General features: G+C 67.9%; 21 protein-coding genes. 12 read left to right on the top strand and 9 right to left on the bottom strand.

All coding sequences use genetic code 11. The features are described 5' to 3' along the window. Positions 1-104: 104 nt before the first annotated feature. Positions 105-581 (top strand): bacteriohemerythrin, encoded by a 477-nt coding sequence (locus APY03_RS11560; protein WP_068676897.1) that lies wholly within the window; start codon positions 105-107, stop codon positions 579-581. A gap of 89 nt (positions 582-670) precedes the next feature. Here APY03_RS11560 and APY03_RS11555 read toward each other — a convergent pair whose 3' ends face one another. The 7 genes from APY03_RS11555 to APY03_RS11525 all read right to left on the bottom strand — a co-directional run bounded on the left by APY03_RS11555 (position 671) and on the right by APY03_RS11525 (position 7,636). Beyond that, positions 671-1,867 carry an NnrS family protein gene (locus tag APY03_RS11555; RefSeq protein ID WP_068676895.1) on the bottom strand — a complete coding sequence of 399 codons (1,197 nt, stop codon included), beginning with the start codon at positions 1,865-1,867 and terminating at the stop codon, positions 671-673. Then, a complete protein-coding gene (locus APY03_RS11550) occupies positions 1,867-2,946 on the bottom strand; it encodes a hypothetical protein (protein ID WP_232324235.1) in 1,080 nt (359 codons plus the stop codon). The genes APY03_RS11555 and APY03_RS11550 overlap by 1 nt, the downstream gene beginning before the upstream one ends. Positions 2,947-3,017: 71 nt before the next feature. Further along, on the bottom strand, positions 3,018-3,341 hold the full coding sequence (locus APY03_RS11545) for a metal-sulfur cluster assembly factor (protein WP_068676891.1): 324 nt from the start codon (positions 3,339-3,341) through the stop codon (positions 3,018-3,020). Continuing rightward, entirely contained in the window at positions 3,338-3,808 is a 471-nt protein-coding gene (locus APY03_RS11540; RefSeq protein WP_068676889.1) for an Rrf2 family transcriptional regulator, read from the bottom strand. The genes APY03_RS11545 and APY03_RS11540 overlap by 4 nt, the downstream gene beginning before the upstream one ends. A 255-nt stretch (positions 3,809-4,063) precedes the next feature. Continuing rightward, entirely contained in the window at positions 4,064-4,702 is a 639-nt protein-coding gene (locus APY03_RS11535) for a nitroreductase family protein (RefSeq protein WP_102906177.1), read from the bottom strand. 20 nt (positions 4,703-4,722) lie between these two features. Beyond that, positions 4,723-7,128 (bottom strand): adenosylcobalamin-dependent ribonucleoside-diphosphate reductase, encoded by a 2,406-nt coding sequence (locus tag APY03_RS11530; protein WP_068676888.1) that lies wholly within the window; start codon positions 7,126-7,128, stop codon positions 4,723-4,725. A 64-nt stretch (positions 7,129-7,192) separates the two neighbouring features. After that, entirely contained in the window at positions 7,193-7,636 is a 444-nt protein-coding gene (locus APY03_RS11525) for a universal stress protein (protein WP_068676886.1), read from the bottom strand. A gap of 136 nt (positions 7,637-7,772) precedes the next feature. Between APY03_RS11525 and APY03_RS11520 the strand changes: the two genes are divergently transcribed. From APY03_RS11520 to APY03_RS11475, 10 genes are all read left to right on the top strand, one after another. Further along, positions 7,773-9,695 (top strand): type IV pili methyl-accepting chemotaxis transducer N-terminal domain-containing protein, encoded by a 1,923-nt coding sequence (locus tag APY03_RS11520; RefSeq protein WP_068676884.1) that lies wholly within the window; start codon positions 7,773-7,775, stop codon positions 9,693-9,695. A gap of 4 nt (positions 9,696-9,699) precedes the next feature. Then, on the top strand, positions 9,700-10,383 hold the full coding sequence (locus APY03_RS11515; protein WP_068676882.1) for a response regulator: 684 nt from the start codon (positions 9,700-9,702) through the stop codon (positions 10,381-10,383). 163 nt (positions 10,384-10,546) lie between these two features. Further along, positions 10,547-11,836 (top strand): MFS transporter, encoded by a 1,290-nt coding sequence (locus APY03_RS11510; RefSeq protein WP_068676881.1) that lies wholly within the window; start codon positions 10,547-10,549, stop codon positions 11,834-11,836. Next, entirely contained in the window at positions 11,833-13,482 is a 1,650-nt protein-coding gene (locus tag APY03_RS11505; RefSeq protein WP_068676880.1) for an MFS transporter, read from the top strand. Before APY03_RS11510 ends, APY03_RS11505 begins: the two co-directional genes overlap by 4 nt. A 26-nt stretch (positions 13,483-13,508) precedes the next feature. Beyond that, positions 13,509-17,414: a nitrate reductase subunit alpha gene (locus tag APY03_RS11500; protein WP_068676879.1), complete on the top strand. Its 3,906-nt coding sequence runs from the start codon at positions 13,509-13,511 to the stop codon at positions 17,412-17,414. Further along, entirely contained in the window at positions 17,411-18,943 is a 1,533-nt protein-coding gene (gene narH / locus APY03_RS11495; RefSeq protein ID WP_068676877.1) for a nitrate reductase subunit beta, read from the top strand. The genes APY03_RS11500 and narH overlap by 4 nt, the downstream gene beginning before the upstream one ends. Before the next feature lie 2 nt (positions 18,944-18,945). Next, complete coding sequence (gene narJ, locus APY03_RS11490; protein WP_068676874.1) at positions 18,946-19,641, top strand: nitrate reductase molybdenum cofactor assembly chaperone; 696 nt, start codon at positions 18,946-18,948, stop codon at positions 19,639-19,641. Then, a complete protein-coding gene (gene narI, locus APY03_RS11485; RefSeq protein ID WP_068676872.1) occupies positions 19,638-20,369 on the top strand; it encodes a respiratory nitrate reductase subunit gamma in 732 nt (243 codons plus the stop codon). Before narJ ends, narI begins: the two co-directional genes overlap by 4 nt. Before the next feature lie 18 nt (positions 20,370-20,387). Beyond that, positions 20,388-21,215 carry a peptidylprolyl isomerase gene (locus APY03_RS11480; RefSeq protein ID WP_083944288.1) on the top strand — a complete coding sequence of 276 codons (828 nt, stop codon included), beginning with the start codon at positions 20,388-20,390 and terminating at the stop codon, positions 21,213-21,215. A 19-nt stretch (positions 21,216-21,234) separates the two neighbouring features. Then, entirely contained in the window at positions 21,235-22,032 is a 798-nt protein-coding gene (locus APY03_RS11475) for a carbonic anhydrase (RefSeq protein WP_068676869.1), read from the top strand. A 6-nt stretch (positions 22,033-22,038) separates the two neighbouring features. Here APY03_RS11475 and APY03_RS11470 read toward each other — a convergent pair whose 3' ends face one another. After that, positions 22,039-22,443, bottom strand: coding sequence for a ribonucleotide reductase subunit alpha (locus tag APY03_RS11470; protein WP_068676861.1), 405 nt, complete (start codon positions 22,441-22,443; stop codon positions 22,039-22,041). 180 nt (positions 22,444-22,623) lie between these two features. Here APY03_RS11470 and APY03_RS11465 point away from each other — a divergent pair, with 180 nt between their 5' ends. Then, entirely contained in the window at positions 22,624-23,835 is a 1,212-nt protein-coding gene (locus APY03_RS11465) for an NAD(P)H-dependent flavin oxidoreductase (protein ID WP_068676964.1), read from the top strand. 36 nt (positions 23,836-23,871) lie between these two features. Here APY03_RS11465 and APY03_RS11460 read toward each other — a convergent pair. After that, positions 23,872-24,548: hemerythrin domain-containing protein (locus APY03_RS11460; RefSeq protein ID WP_332307384.1), on the bottom strand; the 677-nt coding region annotated here is incomplete at its 5' end.

Here is a 24,548-nt window from a genome sequence, read left to right as displayed (position 1 = left end):
TCGTGTTTCCGGATCGCCCGTCGCGAGTGACCGATCGTTGAGCCATGTCAAGGCGCTCTTCATCCATGCCGATAGCCTTGTGTCTCCACATCACAGGAGATCAAATGGCTGACCTGGATCGCTCCGGCGCGCTCTCGCTCGACCTGCCTTTCATGGACCGCGCCCGTGAAGAGTTCATCCGCCTCCTGACGCAGGTCGACGAGGCCGACAACGCCCGGCTGCCCTCGGCCTGGAACGAGCTGGTCGAGTGCGCCGCGGAGAATTTCGCGCGCGAGGACGTCTGGATGCGGGCAACGGGCCACGCCTCTCGAAGCGATCACGCCATCCAGCACCGCGTGGTGCTGGGCGTGATGCGAGAAGGTGCGTTGCAGGCCGGGGAAGGAAGGCTGCTGCAGGTGCGTGAGATGGCGCGTCAACTGAGGGACTGGTATGCAAAGCATGTCCAGACCATGGATGCAGCGCTCGCGCTCCATTTGCGCGGTGCGCGTTTCGAGCCGGCGAACGCTGGCCAGCGGGCGAAGGCTCCACCTCCCGTGTGGTCGGCACTGCGCGGTGCGGTGGAACACGTCTCCTCCCTTTGAGTTCGGGCCGAGGTGCGGCAGGAGCAGGTGCGTTCGCGCCTGCATGTCGCCGGTGCCCGATGGCCTGAATGCGCCAGGCGCCGGCAGGATCAGCCGGGAGCGCCGTCCAGGCGGGGCCGCGTCAGCACCGGCCAGTAGCGCACCGCATACAGGGCGAAACCCGCGGTCCAGAAGACGGCCGAAGCCAGCACCGCGCCAAGCGTTTGCGACGGTGCGACGAGCGGCACGAGAATCCGCGCCAGCGCCGCGAGCAGGACCAGGAGGAAGCAGGCGGTGTCGGCGCGGTCTGCATGCAGGGTCCGGCCCGTGTGGCCTCGCGCAGTGCGCACCATCATCCCGATGATGAGTCCCCCGGCTGCCCCCACCGTCAGCGCGTGGGTGGCCAGGGAGGGGGACACCCAGCCGTACGCGGCAAGCACCCGCAACGCGAGGTGAACGGGAATCCATGCGTAGGCCAGGTGCAGCACGAGAACGATCGGGTTGTGCAGCGTCTTCCACGGCCGCCACAGCAGCCACCGCACCAGGTGCGCGAGCGCTGCGGCGACGGCGGCGGCGGCCACGGCGACCGGCGGCAGGCCCGACACGTCGGCCAGCAGCAGGGTGAGCACGGCGCCGAGCGCCGCCCGCTCGGCCATGGGCCGTCGCGTCGCGTTGGCGCCTGGAACGCCGTTGTTGGTGAACATCGGAATGACCCGGCCGCCCATCACCGCCATGATGAACAGCAGGATGTCCAGGGCCAGCTGGATGCCGAGCCAGGCCGGCGCCGCGATCACGCCGAGCGCCGAGAGGTGGAACGCCAGGGCCGCTCCCGACATCAGCAGCAGCAACCCGATGAAGAAGTAGTTGCGCCGATTGCGCGCACCCACCAGCGCAATGCCCAGGGCGACCGCGCTTGCGAGCGGAAACGCCGCGTTGACAACGGCGGCCGTCCAGCCGAAGGGCGTCAACACGAGGATCCGCCCTGCCACCCAGAGTGCCGCAAGGGCCGCCAGTGGCAGGCCCGTGGGCGTCGGACGGCCCGACCAGTTGCGCCCCGCGGTGAAGAGAAAGCCGACGATCACGGCGAGCAGGAAGCCGAACAGCATCTCGTGCGCGTGCCACAGGGGACCCTGGAGATAGGCCAGCGGCAGCCAGCCGGCGAACTGCGCCGCCCACAGCCCGATGGACAGGGCTGCGAAAGCGCTGGCCAGCAGGTAGAACGGGCGGAAGCCGAGTTGCCACAAGGCAAAGCCGGGCGGCTGGGCGGCGGGTGGTTGCGCCTGCTTGACGGTGATGAAGGGAGTCATTACCTGGACTTTCCGGCGCCGGCGGCGCCGTGTTGGAGACGCCACGCCACGGCCGCACCGGCCACGGTGGCGGCGAAGAAGCCGATCGTCGCCGCGTTGAGCGATGCGCCGGCCGCACGCAGCGGTTCGCCGAAGCTTCCCAGCGCGAGCCGCATGAGGAGCGACAGATGGAGCGCGGCCAGCGGCAGGTAGAAGAAGGCGCCGAACCGCAGCTTGATCCTGGCGATCGATGGCAGCACCACGGGCGCGTGACCCATCATCATGCTGAAGACGAAGCCGAGTCCCAGCGCGTGCAGCGCCGCATCGCGGGTGGGCGCTCCGAGCGCCATTGCGGCCCACGCCACGCCGGCGACCGCGAGCCAGGCGTAGCCGCCCAGCAGGCAGATCGCCATGTAGCGGCTGAGCCCGTGCGTGAACACGGTGCGGCGCGCGACATCGAAGCGCGCGAGCCACGCGGCCAACAGCACGAGCGCCGTGCCGTAGGCAACCCCCCCGGCGCGCGGCGCCCAGCCCGACCATGCCGCGCCTGTCAGCAGCAGCGCCAGCACGGCATGGAGCATGAGGTGGGCTGCGGGGCGTCGTACCATGAGACGAGTCATTTCCAGGCGCTCGGCGGCGATCGTCATGACGAGGAACGCGAACCACCACGGGAAGACCGCATTGCCGTCCCGGCCCAGCGCAAAGAGGAGGCTGCCTGCCACCCAGGCGGCCGCGCCAGCCAGCAGCAAGAGGGTGTGGGCAACGGATTGGCGCCGCACGATCGCCGCGTTGACCGCGAGGAAGACCAGCGCTGCAGCCACGCCGAGCCATGCACCGAGGGCCTGCTGTCCGAGCGCCAGGCACAGCGCGCCCGACCCTGACGCGAGCGGGGCGATGAAGGCGGCCGGGTGCTTCACGGCCACCGCGCGCTCGATGCCGATGACCGTGCCCATGAAGCCGCAGATCATGAGGGCCGCATGCACCAGCAGCACCTGCCCCGCGCGGTCGAAGGTGAGCGGGTCCGGAAGCGCGACGCCGAGCCGCCAGAGCCCGCCCGCGATTCCCCCCGCCAGGGACACGGCCGCGAGGCCGCCGAGCACGATGCGTGCGACGAACCGCGTTCGAGAGGCCGGTGCCCGGTGGCGACCGCCGACGGCGGGGCGTCCTGCGTTCACCATCCCATGAACCGCTTGGCGTCTGCGCTCATTCGATCGGGAGTCCAGGGCGGTTGCCACACCAGCTCCACGCAGATCTTGAGGTGCGCCGGAACCACCTTGTCCAGTTCGAGTTCCACGTCCTCGATGATGAGATCGACCACCGGGCAGGCGGCCGACGTCATGGTGATCAGTACATGCACCCTGTCCGCCTCCACGTCGACGCCGTAGACGAGACCCACATCGACGATGTTCATCGAGACTTCCGGGTCGGCCACGCGCGACAGCGCCGCCGTCACCGGCTGCCTGAGGTCCTCCGGGCCCTGGTAGGGGAAGGTCATTTGCGCTCCCTGGCAGGATGGTGTCTTGCCGGCGCTCCATCGACGAAGAGGACGGCCGACAGCGCCTCCCTGTTGCGAACGAGATCCGCCAGCGTGTAGCGATGCAGGACCGCATGGAAGGCGGCCACGGCCTCGTCCAGCACGCCGCGCAGGCAGCACACGCCGGCGATCCGGCATTCGCCACCGCCTTCGCCGAAGCACTCCACGATCGTGCCGGCTTCCGTGTGGCGTACGACATCGCCGATGTCGATCGCGTCGGGCACCTTGGCGAGCGACAGGCCGCCACCCTTGCCGCGAACGTTGGCTAGCCATCCCTGCTTGCCCAGGAAATGGACCACCTTGGTCAGATGATGTTCCGACACCCCGAAGGAGGACGCGATCTCCGCGATGGTCGCGCGTCGATCCGGCTGCGTCGCGAGGTAGATCAGCACGCGCAGGCTGTAGTCGGTGAAGGCGGTGAGCTTCATGGCCTCGAGAGATTTCCTTGTGGAGGCGAAGGAGGCAGAAGGTGTATTTCGAATGCACCTATGCTAGGCAAGCCCGCATCGCGAGATGTTGATCTGCATCAAGTTCCGTATGCAGATCGGGCGTCGCCTGCAGGCGCGCGCGAGCGGAGCCCCGGCCCTGCCGGGGCCAAGGCCTCTTGAGGATTTCTGCGGTTACCGCTGCAAGGGCCGCCAGGATCGCCTGGATCTCAGCGCGCCCGAGGGGTCAGGAAGGCTTCACGGCGTCTGTCCCAGCTCGGAGACATAGCGCTCGAGTGTGGGCCGCGCCGGACCGGCCTTGTGTGCGAGCACCGTGCCCACGCTGACGAAGCACAGCGGCTCCTCGTGTTCGTCCAGGCCGAACAACGTGCGCAGTCCGGCAGACGGAAGCGACCGGCCGGTGGTCAGGGCCGAGCCGTAGCCCAGGACCGTCGCGGTCAGAAGCATGTTCTGGATGGCGCATCCGGCCGACAGGATCCTCTCGGTTGCCGGGATCTCCCCGTTGTCGGGGCCCAGCCGCACGATCGCCAGCATCAGGACCGGAGCCTGGAAAGCCTCTTCGCGCGCCATGCCGCGCTCGCCGGGCGTGGCTGCGGCGTCGCGTTCATTCAGGGACTGCGCGAAGACCTCGCCCAGACGCCCTCTGTGGCGCGGCGGCACGATGACGAAGCGCCATGGCACGAGTCCTCCGTGGTCGGGGGCAGCGGCAGCGGCGCCGAGAATGTGCTCGAGCTCGGACTGCTCGGGCCCGGGCGCACCCAGCCGCCTCGGCAGCACGGTGCGCCGCGTGTGCAGGAGTTCGGCCAGTTGCCGTTCGGTGACCGGCGGATCGGGCGGAACGGCGGTCGACGCGCCGGGTTCGATGGAAGCAGGCATTTCGAATTCTCCAGAAGTGTTCATCCGCAGCTTCCCAGGTGTCCGCACTGCGTGCAATAGTCGCATCCGTCCTTGCGGATCATCGCGTGGGCGCCGCATTCCGGGCACTTGGCGCCCATCAAGGGGGGCGCTGCGGAAGCCGCCGATGCCGGGGCTTGCGCTGTGGCCGGCACCGATGCGCTGCGCTTTGCGATCAGCTGCTGGATCGCGTACGCGATGGCGCCGACCTCGGAGTCGTGCCACATGGGCACGTGGGTGCCGTCGGCCTTCGCGTGGGTGCCCAGGCGCACGGGGCCGCGGTCCCATGCCACCTTGCGCATGTCTGCGAGCGCCCGTTCGAGAAAGCCGCCGCGCGCGGCCAGCGACAGCAGCCGCATGCTCGCGGTGATCCATTGCTGCGATTCGCCGCTCTGCCCCACGGGCATGAAGAACTCGATGGCCCGCTCCCGCCCGTCCGCCAGGGGCAGGAACGACACCACCAGGTAGAGCGTCTGCCGCCCCTGCTGCGTCCAGTATTCGATCTTCTCGGCGCTGGCGTTCAACGCACCCGTCGGGCGGCTGGCGATCATCGTGCGCATCGGGTCGGCAGCGGCCTGGTCGCAGCGCGAGGTCTGATCCTGCTTCGCTGCCGGCGCGGTCTCCAGCACCGACCCGAGGATGCTGTTGGGCCGGTAGGTGGCGAGCCCCTTCAGCCTGGCAGTCCAGGCGTGCAGGTAGAGTTCCTTGAACTCCTCGTACGGATGGTCGGCCGGCACGTTCACCGTCTTGGAGATGGCGGTATCGACGAAGGGCTGGACCGCTTCCATCATCGCCAGATGGCCGGCCGCCGGCATCGACAGGGCCGAGACGAAGTAGGAAGGCAATGTTTCGGTGTCGCCCCCCAGGGCGCGGTACAGCCGCCAGGCATGGTCTTCCACCTCGTACTCCGAGATGCTGCCGTCGGCTTCCCGCTTCTTGCGCAGGTAGGTCCAGGAGAACGCCGGCTCGATGCCGTTCGAGGCGTTGTCGGCAAACGCCAGGCTCACGGTGCCGGTCGGCGCAATGGAGACCAGGTGGCTGTTGCGGATGCCATGCAGGCGGATCTGCTCCTGCAATGCCGGGTCCAGGCGGCTGGCGAAAGTGCCTCGCGCCAGATAGTGCTGCGCCTCGAAAAGAGGAAAGGGGCCTTTCTCGCGAGCCAGCGCCACCGACGCCGTGTAGGCCGCGTCGCGCAGGCTGCGCGCGATGCGCACGGCCATGGCCCGGCCGTCGGGCTGGTCATAGCGCAGGCACAGCATGGCCAGCGTGTCGCCCAGGCCCGTGAAGCCCACGCCGATGCGGCGTTTGGCCATCGCCTCCGCGCGCTGCTGCGGCAGCGGCCAGAACGTGAGGTCCAGCACGTTGTCGAGGGCCCGGACCTGCACTGCGACGCAGTCGCTGAAATGTTGGAAGTCGAACTGCGCCTCGCCACCAACCCCGAACGGGTGGCGCACGAAGCGCGGCAGGATGATCGGACCCAGGTCGCAGCAACCGTAGGGCGGCAGCGGCTGCTCGCCGCACGGGTTGGTCGCCTCGATGTGCTCGCAGTAGCGCAGGTTGTTGTCGGTGTTGATGGCATCCGTGAACAGGATGCCCGGTTCGGCGAAGTCATAGGCCGAACGCATGACGGTGTCCCAGAGCTCCCGCGCCGGCAGGCGCCGATAGATCCAGTTGCCGTCCGGGGCCTGCGTCGCACCTCGCGCGATCAGCTCGGCTCCCGGCCTGGCGCGGTGCGCCAGCGCCCATTCCTCGTCTGCGGCCAGCGCGCGCATGAAGTCGTCGCCCACCGCGATGGACACGTTGAAGTTGTTCCAGCGCCCCGGCGTGCGCTTGGCGGTGATGAATTCCAGCACGTCGGGGTGGTCGATGCGCAGCACGCCCATCTGCGCGCCGCGGCGCGCACCGGCGCTCTCGACGGTCGAGCAGGACCGGTCGAACACGTCGATGTAGCTGCACGGACCGGAGGCCAGCGAGGCGGTGGCATGCACCTGCGCGCCGCGCGGCCGGATGCGCGAGAAGTCATAGCCGACTCCGCCGCCGCGGCGCATGGTTTCCGCCGCCTCGCGCAGCGCCTCGTAGATGCCGGCATAGCCCGCGTCATCCCTGCCCTGGATGCAATCGCCTACCGGCTGCACGAAGCAATTGATCAGCGTGGCGTCGATCCCGGTGCCGGCGGCGCTCATGATGCGCCCGGCTCCGATGGCCCCGGCCTGCAGGTTGGAGAGGAATCGTGCCTGCCATTGCCCGCGTTCGCCCTCGGCCTCCACCGACGCCAGCGCCCCCGCGACACGCGCAAAGAGATCCTCGGCGTTCTTCTCGCCGGATTTGAGGTACTTCTCCAGCAGCACGTCGCGGGTGATGGGCTGCACGGGAAGCGGGGAGGTCAAGACGGCATCATCGCGCTTCATGTGATGGCCAGGACGATCCGGGAGAAGCGAGCGCGCTTGCGCTGGGGGAGACCGCGCCGGACGATCAGCGCAGCACGAGCACCGGCACCTCGGAGTGTGCGAGGACCTGCGCCGTCTGGCTGCCCAGGAAGGCGCTCGTCAGACCGGTGCGTCCGTGCGTGGCCATCACGATGAGATCGCTGCCGTACTTGCCGGCTGCAGCCACGATGGATTCGGCCACGCGGTTCGATCTGACGATCTCCGAACTGGCCTGCACGCCACAGGCCTGGGCGCGCTTCTCGACCTCGTCGAGCATGGTCCTGGCCTGCTCGGCGCGCTGGCCCTCGATGCGGTCGATCTCCGCGGCTTCGAACCCGAGGGCACCATCCATGTGGTTCTTGACCTGCCGACGCACCACGGTGAAGGCCGTCAGCTCGGCCTTGTGTTCCGTCGCGAGGTCGATGGCCTTCGAGACGGCCCTTTCCGCCAGCGGCGAGCCATCGGTGGCAACGAGTATTCGCTTGAACATGATCAGTCTCCTGGGACGTTGAATGAGTATCCACAGCGTAGCCACGCGCGGCCCCGGCTCGTTGATCTGGATCAACCAAGCACCCCGGTCCCGATGGAGAATGCGGCACGCAAAACCAAGATTGGCTGGGTACCCCATGATGAATTCCAGGCAATGGACGCTTGGCGCCAAGCTGGCCCTGGTTGCCCTGCCGTTCCTGCTGGCTGCGCTGGGCGCCATGGCCACGCTGGTCTACATGTCGTGGCAGATCGAGGGCGGCGCCGCTGCGGTCAACGAAGCGGGGCGCATGCGCATGCGCACCTTTCGGATCGTGATGTCGGCGAGCGAGGCGGACACGAAGGCGCTGCAGCAGCAGGTGGCGGAGTTCGAGCGCAGCCTCCAGCTGCTGCGCAGCGGCGACGCCGAGCGGCCGCTGTTCGTGCCCTGGGACAGCGCCGTGCGCGAGCGCTTCGCCTTGGTCGAGCGCGACTGGGTTGCCTTTCGCGGCCGCCTGGCCGATGCGAGGCCGTCCGGCGTCGCGGCTGCGACCGGCCTGGGTGCGGACGCCGCCGCATTCACGCTGGACATCGATGCGTTCGTCGCCGGCATCGAAGCTCACCTGTCGCGGTGGACCGCGCTCATGCACCTGCTGCAGGTCGCCATGATGGGCGTCGCGCTCATCGGCGCGGCGGTGCTGGTCCAGACCGGCTACCGCTTCGTCCTGGAGCCGCTGGGCCTGCTCAACCGGACCATTCACCGGCTCCAGGGCGGCGACCTGGGCGCCCGGGTCGCGCGTACCAGCACGGACGAGTTCGGAACCCTGGCAGAGGGTTTCAACGGCATGGCCGACCAATTGCAGTCCATGTACCGGAGCCTGGAGAGCCGCGTGCGGGAGAAGACGGCGCAGCTGGAGGAGGAGCGCGGGCGCCTGGAATGCCTCTACGAGGTCACGACGCTGACGGCCAAGGCCACGACGCTCGACGAGCTGGCGCACGGATTCACCGGAAGCATCGCCCGCATCGCCCACGCCGACGGGGTCGCCCTGCGCTGGTCGGACGAGGCGAACCGCCGCTACCTGATGCTGGCCTCGCAGGGGCTGCCCCAGGCGATGACGGATGCCGAGCATTGCGTCGTGGCCGGCGACTGCCATTGCGGATCGGCGCCCGCGTCCTCGGGCGCGCGGGTGATATCGATCCGCACCATGCAGCCCGCGCGGATCCGGCATTGCGCGCAGGCGGGCTTCGAGACCGTGGTCTCGATCCCGATCCGCCTGCATGAGCGGCTGATGGGCGAGGTGGACCTGTTCTTCCACGCCCGCATCACGATCTCCGAGGCGGAGCGCTCGCTGCTCGAATCGCTCACGGTCCACCTCGCGGGTGCCATGGAGAACCTTCGTTTGAGCTCGCTGGGGCTCGAGGCCGCGATCTCGCAGGAACGCGGCCTCCTGGCGCGCGAGTTGCACGACTCGATCGCCCAATCGCTCGCGTTCCTGAAGATCCAGGTGCAGCTCATGCGAGACGCGCTCGCCGCCGGCGACGGCAAGCAGGTCCAGCATGTGCTGGGCGAAATCGACATCGGCGTGCGCGAGAGCTATGGCGATGTGCGCGAGCTGCTGATGCATTTCCGCACCCGGACCAACGGCGAGGACATCGAGCCGGCGCTCTTGACGACGCTGAGGAAGTTCGAGCACCAGAGCGGCCTCAAGGCCAGCCTCCAGATGCTGGGGGAGGGCATGCCGTTGGCGCCGGATACGCAGATCCAGGTGCTGCACATCGTGCAGGAGGCACTGTCGAACGTCCGCAAGCACGCCCGTGCCAGCAAGGTGTGGCTGGACGTGCGGCAGGCCCCGCAATGGCGGCTCGAGGTGCGCGACGATGGCACGGGGTTCGCCGACGGAGATGGCGCTCCCGACGAGACCCATGTGGGCATGCGCATCATGGCGGAGCGCGCCGAGCGCCTGGGCGCGCAGCTCGACGTGATCTCCTCGCCTGGCCGGGGCACATCGGTCGTCCTCACCCTGCCGCTGCCACCCGGAAACGGCGGCATGGTGGCCACGCCGCCGCAACCTCGCGTGGCCTGATCCCATGAACCCTCTGCCGACGAAGATCCGCATCCTGGTGGTCGACGACCACACGCTGTTCCGCCGGGGACTGACGGCGCTGCTGCATCGCGACCCCGAGTTCGAGGTCGTCGGCGACGCGGGCGACGCTGGCGAGGCGCAGCGCCGCGCCCAGGAATTGAAGCCCGACCTGATCCTGCTGGACAACCACCTGCCCGGCGTGACGGGCATCGACGCATTGCCTGCGCTGCGCGAGGCCGTGCCTGCGGCACGCGTGCTGATGCTCACGGTCAGCGAGGACGAACGCGACCTCGCGGGCGCCCTGCGCGCAGGCGCGAGCGGCTACCTGCTCAAGACCATCGAAGGCGACGCGCTGGCCGCGGCGATCCGCCGCGCCATGCGCGGCGAGAACATCGTGGCCGAGGAAATGACCGGCAAACTGATCGCGGCCTATCGCGATGCGGCCGCGCCGAGGCCAGCGAAGGCCGCGGAGCCCGAGGCGCCCGCGTCGCCGCTGCAGGCGCTGTCGCCGCGCGAGGAAGACATCCTGCGCTGCATCGCGCTCGGCCAGGGCAACAAGGAGATCGCACGCTCCCTGGGCATCGCCGAGACGACGGTGAAGATCCACGTCCAGCACATCCTGCGCAAGCTCGACGTGAGCTCGCGCGTGCAGGCCGCCGTTATCGCTGTCGAGCATGGCCTGGGTTGATCCAGCGCAAGTGCGCGCCGTTTTCCCACGCCGCTAGTTCTTCATGACGATGCCGGCGCCGGCGGCATCGTTCTTGTGCCGCCCCGCGGCCCTACCACTGAAGGATGCTGCGAGGTGCCCGTGAATCCTACAGTGGGTTCATGAGCAACGAGCGGACTTCGTCATGAGCAAGAAGAGCCAGGCACTGGCGGTGCTGATGGTCAGCACGCTGGCATTCACGGTGTGCTTCATGGTGTGGATGATGTTCGGCGTGATCGGCATCCCGATCAAGAAGGCGCTGGGCCTCAACGCCACGGAGTTCGGCCTGCTGACCGCCACCCCGGTGCTCACCGGCTCCCTGATCCGTGTCCCCCTGGGCATCTGGACCGACAAGTACGGCGGCCGCATCGTGATGGCGCTGCTGATGGCGCTCACCGTGCCGGCCATCTGGCTCATGAGCTACGCGACGGCGTACTGGCATTTCCTGGTCATCGGCCTGTTCGTCGGCTTGGCCGGCGGCTCGTTCTCGGTAGGCACGCCGTACGTGGCGCGCTGGTTCCCCAAGAACCGCCAGGGCTTCGCGATGGGGGTCTACGGCGCGGGCAACTCGGGCGCTGCCGTCAACAAGTTCATCGCGCCGGCGCTCGTCGTCGCCTTCGGATGGGCCATGGTGCCGCAGGTGTACGCCGCCATCATGCTGGGCACCCTGGTGCTGTTCTGGATGTTCAGCGCGAGCGACCCGGCGCACCTCGTTCCCAGCCACACGCGCTTCTCGGACCAGCTGCGCGCGCTGAAGGACCCGAAGGTCATCAAGTACTGCCAGTACTACAGCATCGTCTTCGGGGGCTATGTGGCGCTGAGCCTCTGGATGGTGCAGTACTACATCGGTGAGTTCGGCCTCGACATCCGCACCGCGGCGCTCCTGGCCGCGTGCTTCTCGCTGCCGGGCGGCGTGCTGCGCGCCGTGGGCGGCTGGCTGAGCGACAAGTACGGCGCCCATTCGGTCACCTGGTGGGTGATGTGGGTGAGCTGGATCTGCCTCTTCCTGCTGAGCTATCCGCAAACCGACTTCACCATCGTCACCATCACCGGCCCGAAGACCTTCCACATCGGCCTGAATGTGTATGCCTTCACCGGGCTCATGTTCCTGCTCGGCATCGCGTTCGCCTTCGGAAAGGCCTCGGTGTTCAAGTACATCGCCGACGACTACCCCGAGAACATCGGGACCATCAGCGGCATCGTCGGCCTGGCCGGCGGGATGGGCGGCTTCGTGCTGCCGATCATGTTCGGCGCGCTGGTGGACCTCACCGGCATTCGCTCCAGCGCCTTCATGCTGATGTACGGCGTGGTCTGGGTGTCGCTGATCTGGATGTACTGGACCGAGGTGCGCGGCACCGAGGTCATGGGCCGCAACGCCCACGCCTTCCGGCTCGACGGCCGAATCACACCCCCTTCATTGAAGGAACCCGCATGAGCACCCTTCACACGACGGCGCCGGGGCGACCCGAAAGCGGCGCCGACATCGCCGACTGGCGGCCGGAAGACGAGGCCTTCTGGGCCTCCACCGGCCGGCGCATCGCATATCGCAATCTGTGGATCTCGGTGCCCGCTTTGTTGTGCGGCTTCGCGATCTGGGGCATGTGGGGAATCATCACGGTCCAGATGCTGAACCTCGGCTTTCCGTTCAGCCAGGCCGAGCTGTTCTCGCTGACCGCCATCTCGGGACTCGCAGGCGCGACGATGCGCATCCCGGCCTCGTTCCTGATCCGGCTGGCCGGTGGCCGCAACACCATCTTCCTGACCACCGCCATGCTGCTGGCCCCGGCCATCGGCACCGGCATCGTGCTGCAGCACAAGGACTGGCCGCTGTGGTCCTTCCAGCTCATGGCGCTGTGGTCGGGCGTGGGCGGCGGCAACTTCGCAAGCTCGATGTCGAACATCAGCACCTTCTTCCCCAAGCGGCTCCAGGGAACCGCCCTGGGGCTGAACGCCGGCCTGGGAAATTTCGGCGTGACGAGCATGCAGATCGTCATTCCGCTGGTCATGACGGTCGGGCTGTTCGGCGCATTCGGCGGCGAGCCGATGACGCTGGTGAAGGACAGCGGCTGGATCTTCGGCAAGATCCCCGCCGGCACGGCCACCTGGATCCAGAACGCCGGCCTGGCCTGGGTGCTGTCGCTGGTGCCGCTGGCCGTGTTGTGCTGGTTCGGCATGAACAACCTGAAGACCGTGTCGCCGAACACGGGCAATGCGATCGTCGCCTTCCTCAAGATCATCTGGCTCTACACGCTCTCCTTCGTCCCGGCCGGCCTCGGCCTGTACCTGTACCTGCCGCCGCCCACGGGCCTCGGGGTGCTGAACATGTGGATCGCGATGCCGCTGATCATCGTCAGCACGCTGATGGTGCTCAAGCTGACGGCCTTCGGCCCGATGAAGGAAAGCATCGCCAAGCAGTTCGAGATCTTCCGCAACAGGCACACCTGGGCGTTGACGCTGCTGTACATGGTGACCTTCGGGTCGTTCATCGGCTTCTCGATGGCACTGCCGCTGGCGATCACGGTGATCTTCGGCGTCAGCCACGTGCCCGATGCGTCGGGCGTGTTGCAGCACACGCTGAAGAACCCCAACGCGCCGTCGGCACTCACCTATGCATGGATCGGGCCCTTCATCGGCGCGGCGGTGCGGCCGGTGGGCGGCTGGATCTCGGACAAGATCGGGGGCTCGATCGTCACCCAGATCATCTCGGCCGTGATGGTGGTGGCCTCGGCGGCCGTCGGCTACGTGATGTTGCTGGCCTACCGCTCGGCAGCGCCCGAGCAGTACTTCCTGATCTTCATGGCGCTGTTCGTGGTGCTCTTCACCGCCAGCGGCATCGGCAACGGCTCGACCTTCCGCACCATCGGCGTCATCTTCGACCGGCAGCAGGCCGGGCCCGTGCTCGGCTGGACCTCGGCCGTGGCGGCGTATGGGGCCTTCATTGCGCCGGTGGTGATCGGTGCGCAGATCAAGGCCGCGACACCCGAACTCGCCATGTACGGCTTCGCGGTGTTCTACGCGCTGTGCCTCGTTCTCAACTGGTGGTTCTACCTGCGCGCCAATGCGTACGTGAAGAACCCCTGACTCGACATTTTTCCGGAGCCCAAGCAATGAGCCATTTTCTGGACCGCCTCAGCTACTTCAGCCAGCCCAGGGAAGCCTTCTCTGGCGACCACGGCGTCACGACGGGCGAGGACCGCACGTGGGAGGACGCCTACCGCAACCGCTGGGCGCACGACAAGGTCGTGCGCTCGACCCATGGCGTGAACTGCACCGGCTCGTGCTCCTGGAAGATCTACGTCAAGGGCGGCATCGTCACCTGGGAGACGCAGCAGACGGACTACCCGCGCACACGCTGGGACATGCCCAACCACGAGCCGCGCGGCTGCGCACGCGGCGCCAGCTACAGCTGGTACCTGTACAGCGCGAACCGCGTCAAGTACCCGATGGTGCGCGGCAGGCTCCTCAAGAGCTGGCGCGAGGCGCGCATCGCACACGATCCCGTCGGCGCTTGGGCCTCGATCGTCGAGGACGATGCAAGGCGCCGCGACTACCAGCAGGTGCGCGGCCTCGGCGGCTTCGTGCGCTCGACGTGGGAGGAAGTCAACGAGATCGTTGCAGCGGCCAACGTCTACACGATCACGAAGCACGGCCCCGACCGCATCATCGGCTTCTCGCCGATCCCCGCGATGTCGATGATCAGCTATGCCGCGGGCAGCCGCTACCTGAGCCTGATCGGCGGGGTGTGCATGAGCTTCTACGACTGGTATTGCGACCTGCCGCCGGCAAGCCCGCAGGTGTGGGGCGAGCAGACCGACGTGCCCGAGTCTGCCGACTGGTACAACTCCAGCTACATCATCGCCTGGGGCTCGAACGTGCCGCAGACGCGCACGCCCGACGCGCACTTCTTCACCGAGGTGCGCTACAAGGGCGCGAAGACGGTCGCCGTGACGCCGGACTATTCGGAAGTCGCCAAGCTGGCCGACATCTGGATGCACCCGAAGCAGGGCACCGACGCCGCGGTCGCCATGGCGATGGGCCACGTGATCCTGAAGGAGTTCTACTTTCCCGACGGCGGACGCGAGCGCAGCGCCTACTTCGACGACTACGTGCGCCGCTACACCGACATGCCGATGCTGGTGATGCTCAAGGAGCACACGTTGCCCGGCGGCGAGGTCGTCATGGTGCCCGACCGCTACGTGCGCGCTTCGGACTTCAATGGCAAGCTCGGCCAGGCCAACAATCCCGAGTGGAAGACCGTCGCCTTCGACCAGCAAGGCAAGGTGGTGCTGCCGCACGGCGCGATCGGCTTCCGATGGGGCCCCGATGGGCGCGCCGACGAAGGCCAGTGGAACCTCGAAGCCAGGGAGGCGCGCCACGGCGACGAGGTGAAGCTGAGGTTGTCGGCGCTCGAGGGGGACCAGCCGAGCACGGAGACGGCGCGGGTCGGATTCCCATACTTCGGCGGCATCGCGAGCGAGCACTTCCCCTCCAGCGAACAGGGTGACGTGCTGGTGCGCACGGTGCCGGTCAGGCGTATCCCGCTGGGCAAGGCGGGCGAGCATCGCGACGCGATCGTGGCCTCCGTATTCGACCTGCAGGTGGCGAACTACGGCGTCGCGCGCGGACTCGACGGCGAAGATGGTGCCCCCACGCTCGGCGCTGACGCGTCCTCGCTGCCCCCCGAGGGGGCTGGCGCCACCTTGGGGCGGCCCGGCGGTGTCGCCCGCGCAGCCGCCAGCTTCGACGACGACACGCCTTACACGCCGGCATGGCAGGAGCGCATCACCGGCACGCCGCGCGCGCAGTTGATCACGGTGGCGCGCCAGTTCGCCGAGAACGCGCACAAGACGCAAGGCAAGTCGATGGTGATCATCGGCGCGGCGATGAACCACTGGTATCACAGCGACATGAACTACCGCGGCGTCATCAACATGCTGATGATGTGCGGCTGCATCGGCAAGAGCGGGGGAGGGTGGTCGCATTACGTCGGCCAGGAGAAGCTGCGCCCGCAGACCGGCTGGACCGCGCTCGCCTTTGCGCTGGACTGGATCCGCCCGCCGCGCCAGATGAACAGCACCAGCTTCTTCTACGCCCACACCGACCAGTGGCGCTACGAGAAGCTGGGCATGGAGGAGGTGCTCTCGCCGCTGGCCGACAAGAAGGCGTACGCGGGCAGCATGATCGACTACAACGTGCGCGCCGAGCGCATGGGCTGGCTGCCGAGCGCGCCGCAGCTGCAGACCAACCCGCTGCAGGTGGTGCGCGACGCGCAGGCCGCCGGCGTCGACCCCAAGGACTATGCCGTGCAGGCGCTCAAGGACGGCTCGCTCAGGATGAGCTGTACCGACCCGGACCACCCGGACAACTGGCCGCGCAACATGTTCGTTTGGCGCTCCAACATCCTGGGCTCCAGCGGAAAGGGCCACGAATACTTCCTCAAGCACCTGCTCGGCACCAGCAACGGCGTGCAGGGCAAGGACCTCGGTGCGGAGGAGGCCAAGCCGCAGGAGGTCACCTGGCACGACAAGGCGCCCGAAGGCAAGCTCGACCTGCTGGTGACGCTCGACTTCCGCATGAGCACCACCTGCCTCTACAGCGACATCGTGCTGCCGACGGCGACCTGGTATGAGAAGAACGATCTCAACACGAGCGACATGCATCCCTTCATCCATCCGCTGTCCACGGCGGTGGACCCGGCGTGGCAATCGCGCAGCGACTGGGACATCTACAAGGGCTTTGCCAGGAAGTTCAGCGAGGTCTGCGTCGGACACCTCGGCGTCGAGCGCGAGCTGGTGCTGACGCCCCTGATGCATGACAGCCCCGCCGAACTGGCCCAGCCCTTCGAGGTTCGGGACTGGAAGCGTGGGGAATGCGAGCTGGTGCCGGGCAAGACGGCGCCCAACATCCAGGTGGTCGAGCGCGACTACCCCAATGTCTACAAGCGCTTCACGGCCCTGGGGCCACTGATGGGCAAGGCCGGCAACGGCGGCAAGGGCATCGGCTGGAACACGCAGACCGAGGTGAAGCAGCTCGGCGAACTCTCCGGCTTCGTCACCGAGCCCGGCGCGACCTGCGGGATGCCGAAGATCGAGACCGACATCGACGCCGCCGAGGTGGTGCTGATGCTGGCGCCCGAGACCAACGGCCACGTGGCCGTGAAGGCCTGGGAGGCATTGGGCAAGCAGACCGGTCGCCACCACGCGCACCTGGCGATCCACCGCGAGGACGAGAAGATCCGCTTTCGCGACATCCAGGCGCAGCCGCGCAAGATCATCAGTTCGCCGACCTGGAGCGGCATCGAGAGCGAGACCGTCTCGTACAACGCCGGCTACACCAACGTCCACGAGCTCATACCCTGGCGCACCCTGACCGGGCGGCAGCAGTTCTACCTGGACCACCCGTGGATGATCGCCTTCGGGGAGGGCTTTGCCACCTACCGACCGCCGGTCGACCTGAAGACCACCGCGGGGATCCTGGGCGTCAAGCCGAACGGCAACCCCGAGATCGCGCTGAACTTCATCACCCCGCACCAGAAGTGGGGCATCCACTCGACCTATACCGACAACCTGCTGATGCTCACGCTCAGCCGCGGCGGGCCCTGCGTGTGGATGAGCGAGGACGATGCGAAGCGCGCCGGCATCGTCGACAACGACTGGATCGAGCTGTTCAACGTGAACGGCGCCATCGCGGCGCGCGCGGTGGTGAGCCAGCGCGTCAAGCCGGGCATGGTGATGATGTATCACGCGCAGGAGAAGATCGTGAACACCCCGGGCTCCGAGATCACCGGCGCGCGCGGCGGCATCCACAACTCGGTGACGCGCATCGTGCTCAAGCCCACGCACATGATCGGCGGCTACGCCCAGTTCAGCTACGGCTTCAACTACTACGGGACCATCGGCACCAACCGCGACGAGTTCGTGGTGGTGCGCAAGATGAACAAGATCGACTGGCTCGACACGCCGGTCGCCGACGAACTGATTCGCCCCGTTCAGGCGCAAGGAGAAGTCGCATGAAGATCCGCGCGCAGATCGCGATGGTGCTCAACCTCGACAAGTGCATCGGCTGCCACACCTGTTCGGTCACCTGCAAGAATGTCTGGACCAGCCGGCCCGGCATGGAGTACGCCTGGTTCAACAACGTCGAGACCAAGCCCGGCATCGGCTATCCGAAGGAGTGGGAGAACCAGGACAAGTGGAACGGCGGCTGGGTGCGCAAGGCCAACGGAACCATCGAGCCGCGGCAGGGCGCGAAGTGGAAGCTGCTGATGCGCATCTTCGCCAACCCCAGCCTGCCGGAGATCGACGACTACTACGAGCCCTTCACCTTCGACTATGGCCACCTCCAGTCGGCGCCGGAGATGAAGGCGACCCCGACGGCGCGGCCGCGCAGCCTGATCACCGGCAAGCAGATGGAAAAGATCGTCTGGGGCCCGAACTGGGAAGAGATCCTCGGCGGCGAGTTCTCCGCGCGCAGCAAGGACAAGAACCTGGACGGATTCGACCAGATGCAGAAGGACATGCTCGGCCAGTTCGAGAACACCTTCATGATGTATCTCCCGCGGCTGTGCGAGCACTGCCTGAATCCGGCGTGCGTGGCGTCGTGCCCATCCGGCTCGATCTACAAGCGCGAGGAAGACGGCATCGTCCTGATCGACCAGGACAAGTGCCGCGGCTGGCGCATGTGCGTGAGCGGCTGCCCGTACAAGAAGATCTACTACAACTGGAAGAGCGGCAAGGCCGAGAAATGCATCTTCTGCTATCCGCGCATCGAGGCAGGCCAGCCGACCGTGTGCAGCGAGACCTGCGTCGGGCGCATCCGCTACCTGGGCGTGCTGCTGTACGACGCGGACCGCATCCAGGAGGCTGCGAGCGTCGAACACGACCGCGACCTGTACAAGGCACAGCTCGACATCTTCCTCGATCCGAACGACCCCAAGGTCATCGCCCAGGCGCGCCTCGACGGCATTCCCGACAAGTGGATGGAGGCGGCGCGCACCAGCCCGGTCTACAAGATGGCGGTCCAATGGAAGGTGGCCCTGCCGCTGCACCCCGAGTACCGCACGCTGCCGATGGTGTGGTACGTGCCGCCGCTGTCGCCCATCAGCGCCGCCGCCAACGCGGGGCACGTGGGCAGCAACGGCGAGATTCCTGACGTCAACCAGCTTCGCATTCCCGTCAACTACCTGGCCAACCTGCTCACCGCCGGGGACACCGTGCCGGTCGTGCAGGCCCTCGAGCGCATGCTGGCGATGCGCGCCTACCAGCGCGAGAAGCACGTCGACGGGCGCATCAACCACGAAGTGCTCGCGCAGGTGGGAATGAGCCAGGCGGAGGTCGAGGAGATGTACCAGGTGATGGCGATCGCCAACTACGAAGACCGCTTCGTGATCCCCTCGACGCACCGCGAGTACGCAGAGAACACCTTCAACGTGCGCGGTGGCTGCGGCTTCACCTTCGGCAACGGGTGCTCGGAAGGTACCAGCGAGGCCAGCCTGTTCGGCAGCGAGAAGAAGCGCACGATCCCCATCCGGGCGGAGGTCTGACCATGTTCACGCTGAACTCGCAACGTCCGGCCGCAAAGACCCTGCGCGTCCTCTCGGCCGTGCTCGGCTACCCCGACGCGGGCATGCGCAGCCATCTGCCGGAGATGCGCGAGCTGCTGCGCAGCGAGCGTGTCCTGTCGCCGTCGCGGCTCGCCGAACTCGACGCGCTGGTGGACATGCTGTGGCGTGCCGACCCCCTGGAGGCGGAGGCCGACTACGTCGACCTCTTCGACCGGGGCCGCGGCACCTCCCTGCACCTGTTCGAGCATGTGCACGGCGACTCGCGCGAGCGCGGGCCGGCCATGATCGACCTGGGCCAGACCTACGAGAAGGCCGGCCTGGTCCTGGCCGAGGGCGAGCTCCCGGACTACCTGCCGGCAGTGCTTGAGTTCGTCTCCACGCAGCCGGTGCGCGAGGCGCGGGCCTTCCTGGGCGAGATGGCGCACATCCTCAATGCCATCTTCGGCGCCCTTCAGCACCGCGAGAGCCCCTACGCCAGCGTGCTCGGCGCGCTGCTCGAGCTGGCCGGGGAGAAGGCGCAGCCGGTCAAGCCGCCGGCCGACGAGGCGCTCGACGAGAGCTGGGCCGAACCGCCCGCCTTCGATGGCTGCTCGTCCAAGGGGCAGGCCAGGCCCGGCCAGCCGCAACCCATCCAGATCGTGCGCAAGAGCAACTCGACACAAGGAGCATCGTCATGAAGGGCGTGTATGGCTTTCTTTTCCAGGTCTATCCGTATGTCTGCTTCATGGTGTTCGTGCTGGGCAGCCTGATCCGCTTCGACCAGAGCCAGTACAGCTGGAAGAGCGACTCCTCGCAGATGCTGCGGGCAGGCACCCTGCGCTGGGGCAGCAACCTGTTCCACTTCGGCGTGCTGTTCCTGTTCTTCGGCCACCTGGTCGGGCTCTTCACGCCGCACAGCGTCTACGGCATCTTCATGAGCGCTGCGACCAAGCAGATGATGGCGGTCGTGGCCGGCGGCATTGCCGGCGCGGTGTGCTTCGCAGGCCTTTCGCTATTGCTGTACCGGCGCGTGTTCGATCCGCGCATCCGCCTCACCAGTCATCCGACGGACATCGCGGTGCTGGTGGTGCTGTGGGTCCAGCTCGTCCTGGGGCTGGTCACGCTGCCGTACTCGGTGCAGCACGCCGACGGCAGCGTGATGCTGATCCTGGCGGACTGGGCGCAGCGCATCGTCACCCTGCGTCCGGTGGATGCCACCGCGCTGGCCGCCCTGGCCTGGCCGTACCAGGTCCACATCGTGCTCGGCATGACCATCTTCCTGCTGTTCCCGTTCAGCCGGCTGGTGCACGTGTGGAGCGGCTTCGGGACCATCCGGTTCCTGTTCCGGCCGCACCAGGTCGTGCGCAGCCGTCGGCTGAACGTGCCGGCCGGCCACAACCAGCCACGCGAGCCCGGGGCTATCTGAAACAAGGAGAGAACCTTCATGAATATCCAAGCTCTCGATGCCGGCGCCGCGGCGCTCCCGACCATGGCAGCGCGGGTCGCGCGGATCAATGGCGTCGCACTCCACACCGAGGCCGAGGCCTTGACGAAGGAGGAACTGCGCCAGCGCGCTTGCTCCGAGCTGCTGCGGCAGGCCGCCATCGATGCGGGACTGCTCGCGCCCACCGATGCGGCGCCTGGCGACGGCGTGCTCAGCGAAGCCGCGTCGCAGGCCATCGATGCATGGCTGGAACGCGAACTGCAGTTGCCCGAGCCGTCCGAGGAGGCCTGCCGGCGCCATCATGCGGCGCACCCGGCCCGCTATCGGACGGGGCAGCGCGTGCGGTTGCGGCACGTCCTGTTCGCAGTCACGCCGGGCATGGACGTGGTGGCACTGCGCAACCGCGCAGAGGCCTGCCTGCTCGATGTCCGTTGCCACGACGGCAAGGCGGGTGGCGGCGCAAGCGCCGGCTTCGAGCGGGCCGCCCGAGAGCTGTCCAACTGCCCCAGCGGTGTCGAAGGCGGCGATCTGGGATGGCTGACCCCGGCCGACTGCGCGCCCGAGTTCGCCCGGGAGATCTTCGGCCAGGTCGAGGTCGGCGTCCTGCCGCGCCTGGTCCACAGCCGCTTCGGCCTGCACGTGGTGGAAGTGCTCGAACGCGAGGGCGGCGAGCCGCAGTCCTTCGAGTCGGTGCGCGGCGCGGTCGCGATGGCACTGCGCCAGCAGGCGTATGTGACGGCGCTTCGGCAGTGCCTCCAACTGCTGGCGGGACAGGCCGTGGTCGAGGGCGTGGACCTCGATGCGGCGCAGACGCCGCTGGTCCAGTAGCCACGGGAGGCGGTGCGGCATGCCCGACGAACTGCTGCAGCGGCTGAGGCGCTTTCACGACGACTATTTTCCCGGCGTGCAGGATCGGTTCCAAAGTCTGGTGCGGGACGGCCAGCACCCGAACATCCTGTTCATCGGCTGCTCCGACTCGCGCCTCGTGCCTTACCTGCTGACCGGTACAGGCCCGGGCGAACTGTTCATCGTGCGCAACGTCGGCGCGCTGGTGCCGCCGCATGATGGCTTTCTTCATGGCCACCAGGACGCCTGTGGCGTCGGCCCCCCGGGCGGGCGCGTCCCGCCCGATGCGGGTCCGCGCTGGGTGGGCTACCACGGAACGGCTGCCGCCATCGAGTTCGCCGTGCTGCGGCTCGGCGTCGAGCGCATCGTTGTTTGCGGTCACAGCCATTGCGGCGGCATCCGGGCGCTGTACGAAGAGAACATACCGCAGGCGCCCAATCTGGCCGCGTGGCTCGACCTGGCGCGCGAGGCGGCGCTGCCGGTCCAGGTGACGCCCGAGGCGCTGCGGCGCACCGAGCAGCGCTGCGTCGTGCTGCAGCTCGAACGATTGATGGGCTACCCGATGGTGCGCGAGCGTGTCGAGTCGGGGCGGCTCGCCCTGCACGGCTGGCACTACGTCATCGAGGAGGGCGAGGTGCATGTCTTCGACCTGCGCAGCGGAAGCTTCGTGCCGGCGTCGGACGCCGAGCACAGCGGCACCGGCCCGTTCGACCATGCGCCGGTCGACGACGGCAGCGGCACGGGGATCTTCAACGAGATCGACGAAGCACTGGGCCCCGGCGGCCCGAGGGCTGCCTGAAGGGCTTCAGCCGATCTGCACCGGCTGGCCTTCGCTGTCGAAGGGGACCAGACCCGCCACATCGCCGGACTTGATCGCCTCGACCATGCGCTGCAACGGCGCCTCGGCCTGTTCACTGGTCGGGCTGAGACCCGCGCTGCCCGACATCGCGGCGACGAACACGATGTCCCAGGGCTGGCCGAACTGTCGTGCCTCGTCCCGCAGGGCGTCGAAGGAGACGACTTCGCCAGGCGTCTTGTCGACGCACATCAGAGGCGTCAGCGTGCCGCCCTGGCCCGCCTGGTAGCGCTCGTGCTGCGCGGGCGTGGCGTCATCGGGGACGCCGGCGGCCGTGAAGACGAAGAGCAGGCGCTGCGCCTGCGTCATCTCGCGCGCGGCGCGCAGCAGGTCGTCGAAGCTTGAAATGGACATGTCGGTCTCTCGGTGCAGGAACGCGCAAGTTTGACCTTCATCAACACCACTTTCAAGGCATTGCCCTACCGTTCGTGCATCTCAACAGATGCGGTGCGCATGCATCCTGCCGCAGCCACCATGACCATTGCCGACAACCTGGCCTCAGCTCACGACATTCCAGACAGCGCCGACCCGCTGATGGCGCTGCTGCACGAAGGCGGCTTGAGGCCGCTGCGCCTCGGTGGACGAACCCTTCTCCCGATCGTCCAGGGCGGCATGGGGGTCGGCGTGTCTGCGCATCGCCTGGCGGGCAGCGTTGCGGCGCTCGGCGCCATGGGCACCATCTCGTCCGTGGACCTGCGGCGACACCACCCTGACCTCATGGAGCGCACGCGCGACCTGGCTCCGGGAGCGGCCGCCACCAGCCGTGCCAAGCAGGACATCAACGCGGCCAATCTCGAGGCACTGGCGCGCGAGATCCGTGCCGCGCGCCGCTGCGCCGGTGGGCGCGGCCTCCTCGCCATCAACGTGATGCGGGCGGTGGGCGAGTACGCTCCCTCGGTGACCCGTGCCCTCGAATGCGGGATCGATGCGGTGGTGGTCGGCGCCGGCTTGCCGCTCGACCTGCCCGAGCTCGCGCAGGACCATCCCGATGCACTGCTCGTACCGATCCTGTCGGATGCGCGCGGTGTCCAGCTCCTGGTGCGCAAATGGGAGCGCAAGAGGCGCCTGCCCGATGCGATCGTGATCGAGCACCCCCGGCTCGCCGGCGGCCACCTCGGCGCCGGGAAGATCGCCGACCTGGCCGACCCGCGCTTCGATTTCGAGAACGTGATCCCGCAGTCGCTCGCCTTCCTGCGCGCCGCGGGCATCGAGAAGGAGATCCCGCTGATCGCGGCCGGCGGCATCCGCCGCTTCGAGGACATCGCGCGCGTGCAGGCGCTGGGCGCGGCGGCGGTGCAACTTGGCACGCCGTTCGCCGTCACGCAAGAGTGCGACGCGCACCCCGAGTTCAAGCGCATGCTGGCCGAGGCACGCGACGAAGACCTGGTGGAGTTCACCAGCGTGGCCGGCCTGCCCGCGCGTGCGGTGGCGACCCGCTGGCTCAAGGGCTACCTGAAGGCCGAGGCGAAGCTGCAGGGCGTTGCGCACGTCAAGCCGCGCTGCACGCTCGCTTTCGACTGCCTGGCGCAATGCGGGCTGCGCGATGGGCTCGCCACGTGGGGCCAGTTCTGCATAGACACCCAGCTGGCCGCGGCCCTGCGCGGCGATGTGAAGAGGGGCCTGTTCTTCCGTGGCGTCGGCGCCTTGCCGTTCGGCGACCAGGTTCGCAGTGTGCGTGAGCTGTTGGCCAGGCTCCTGACGCGGTATGAGGACTCCGCGCCCACGCCGGGCGTCACCGCAGCCTGACCGCGACCACGCAGCCGGCTGCCGTCCGGGATGACCTCAGGGATGCGGGTGGTGCTTGTCGCTCGGTATGGCGGCGCCGGCGAAGGCTTCGAGCGCCGAGCCGACGCTGCCGGAATTCTGCAGCGCGCCGACGATCTTCCTGAAAAGCGGCCGGTAGGCCTCGTCAGCCTCGTAGCCCGCCAGCGGATCGCGGTTGAGCAGGAACGCCGCGTCGAGGTCCGCCCATTCTTCGGCGTCGAGCACCGCCTCGGCCAGCGGCAGGATCTCGGTCTCCTCGACGTGCATGTGATCGAGATAGAAGTCGGCGTACTGCTTCATCAGGGCCTCGAAATGGCGCCGGCGCGCTTCGCACTGGACGGTGCCGCTCATGACGCGGAATCCGAGCAGGGCGTGTTCGAGCTCGCGGATGGCCTTCTCGCCATGCGCATGGTCGCGGTCGAGGCGGTCGAGCACCGCGTCGATGCGCGCATCGCGTCCACGGAGCTTGGGAAAGAGCAGGCGGCTCTCCTTGGGATGGTGGTGCTTCTCCGGGAATTCGTCCATATAGAACAGCATGGCCTGCAGCGCGTCGAAGTCAGGCAGGGTATGCCGCCGCCGATGCTCGCGCAGCAGCAGCGTGATCGAGCGCAGCATGGCCGAAAGCGCGCGATGCTCGTGGCAGATGATCGCCAGGCTGGGGTGTGTCATGGCCGCCTGTTCAGCCGGCCCGGCCG

The organism is Variovorax sp. WDL1, assembly GCF_001541225.1.
Taxonomy (GTDB): domain Bacteria; phylum Pseudomonadota; class Gammaproteobacteria; order Burkholderiales; family Burkholderiaceae_C; genus Variovorax.
The sequence above is the reverse complement of the archived record's forward strand: the minus strand, read 5'-3'. Positions and strand labels throughout refer to the sequence as shown.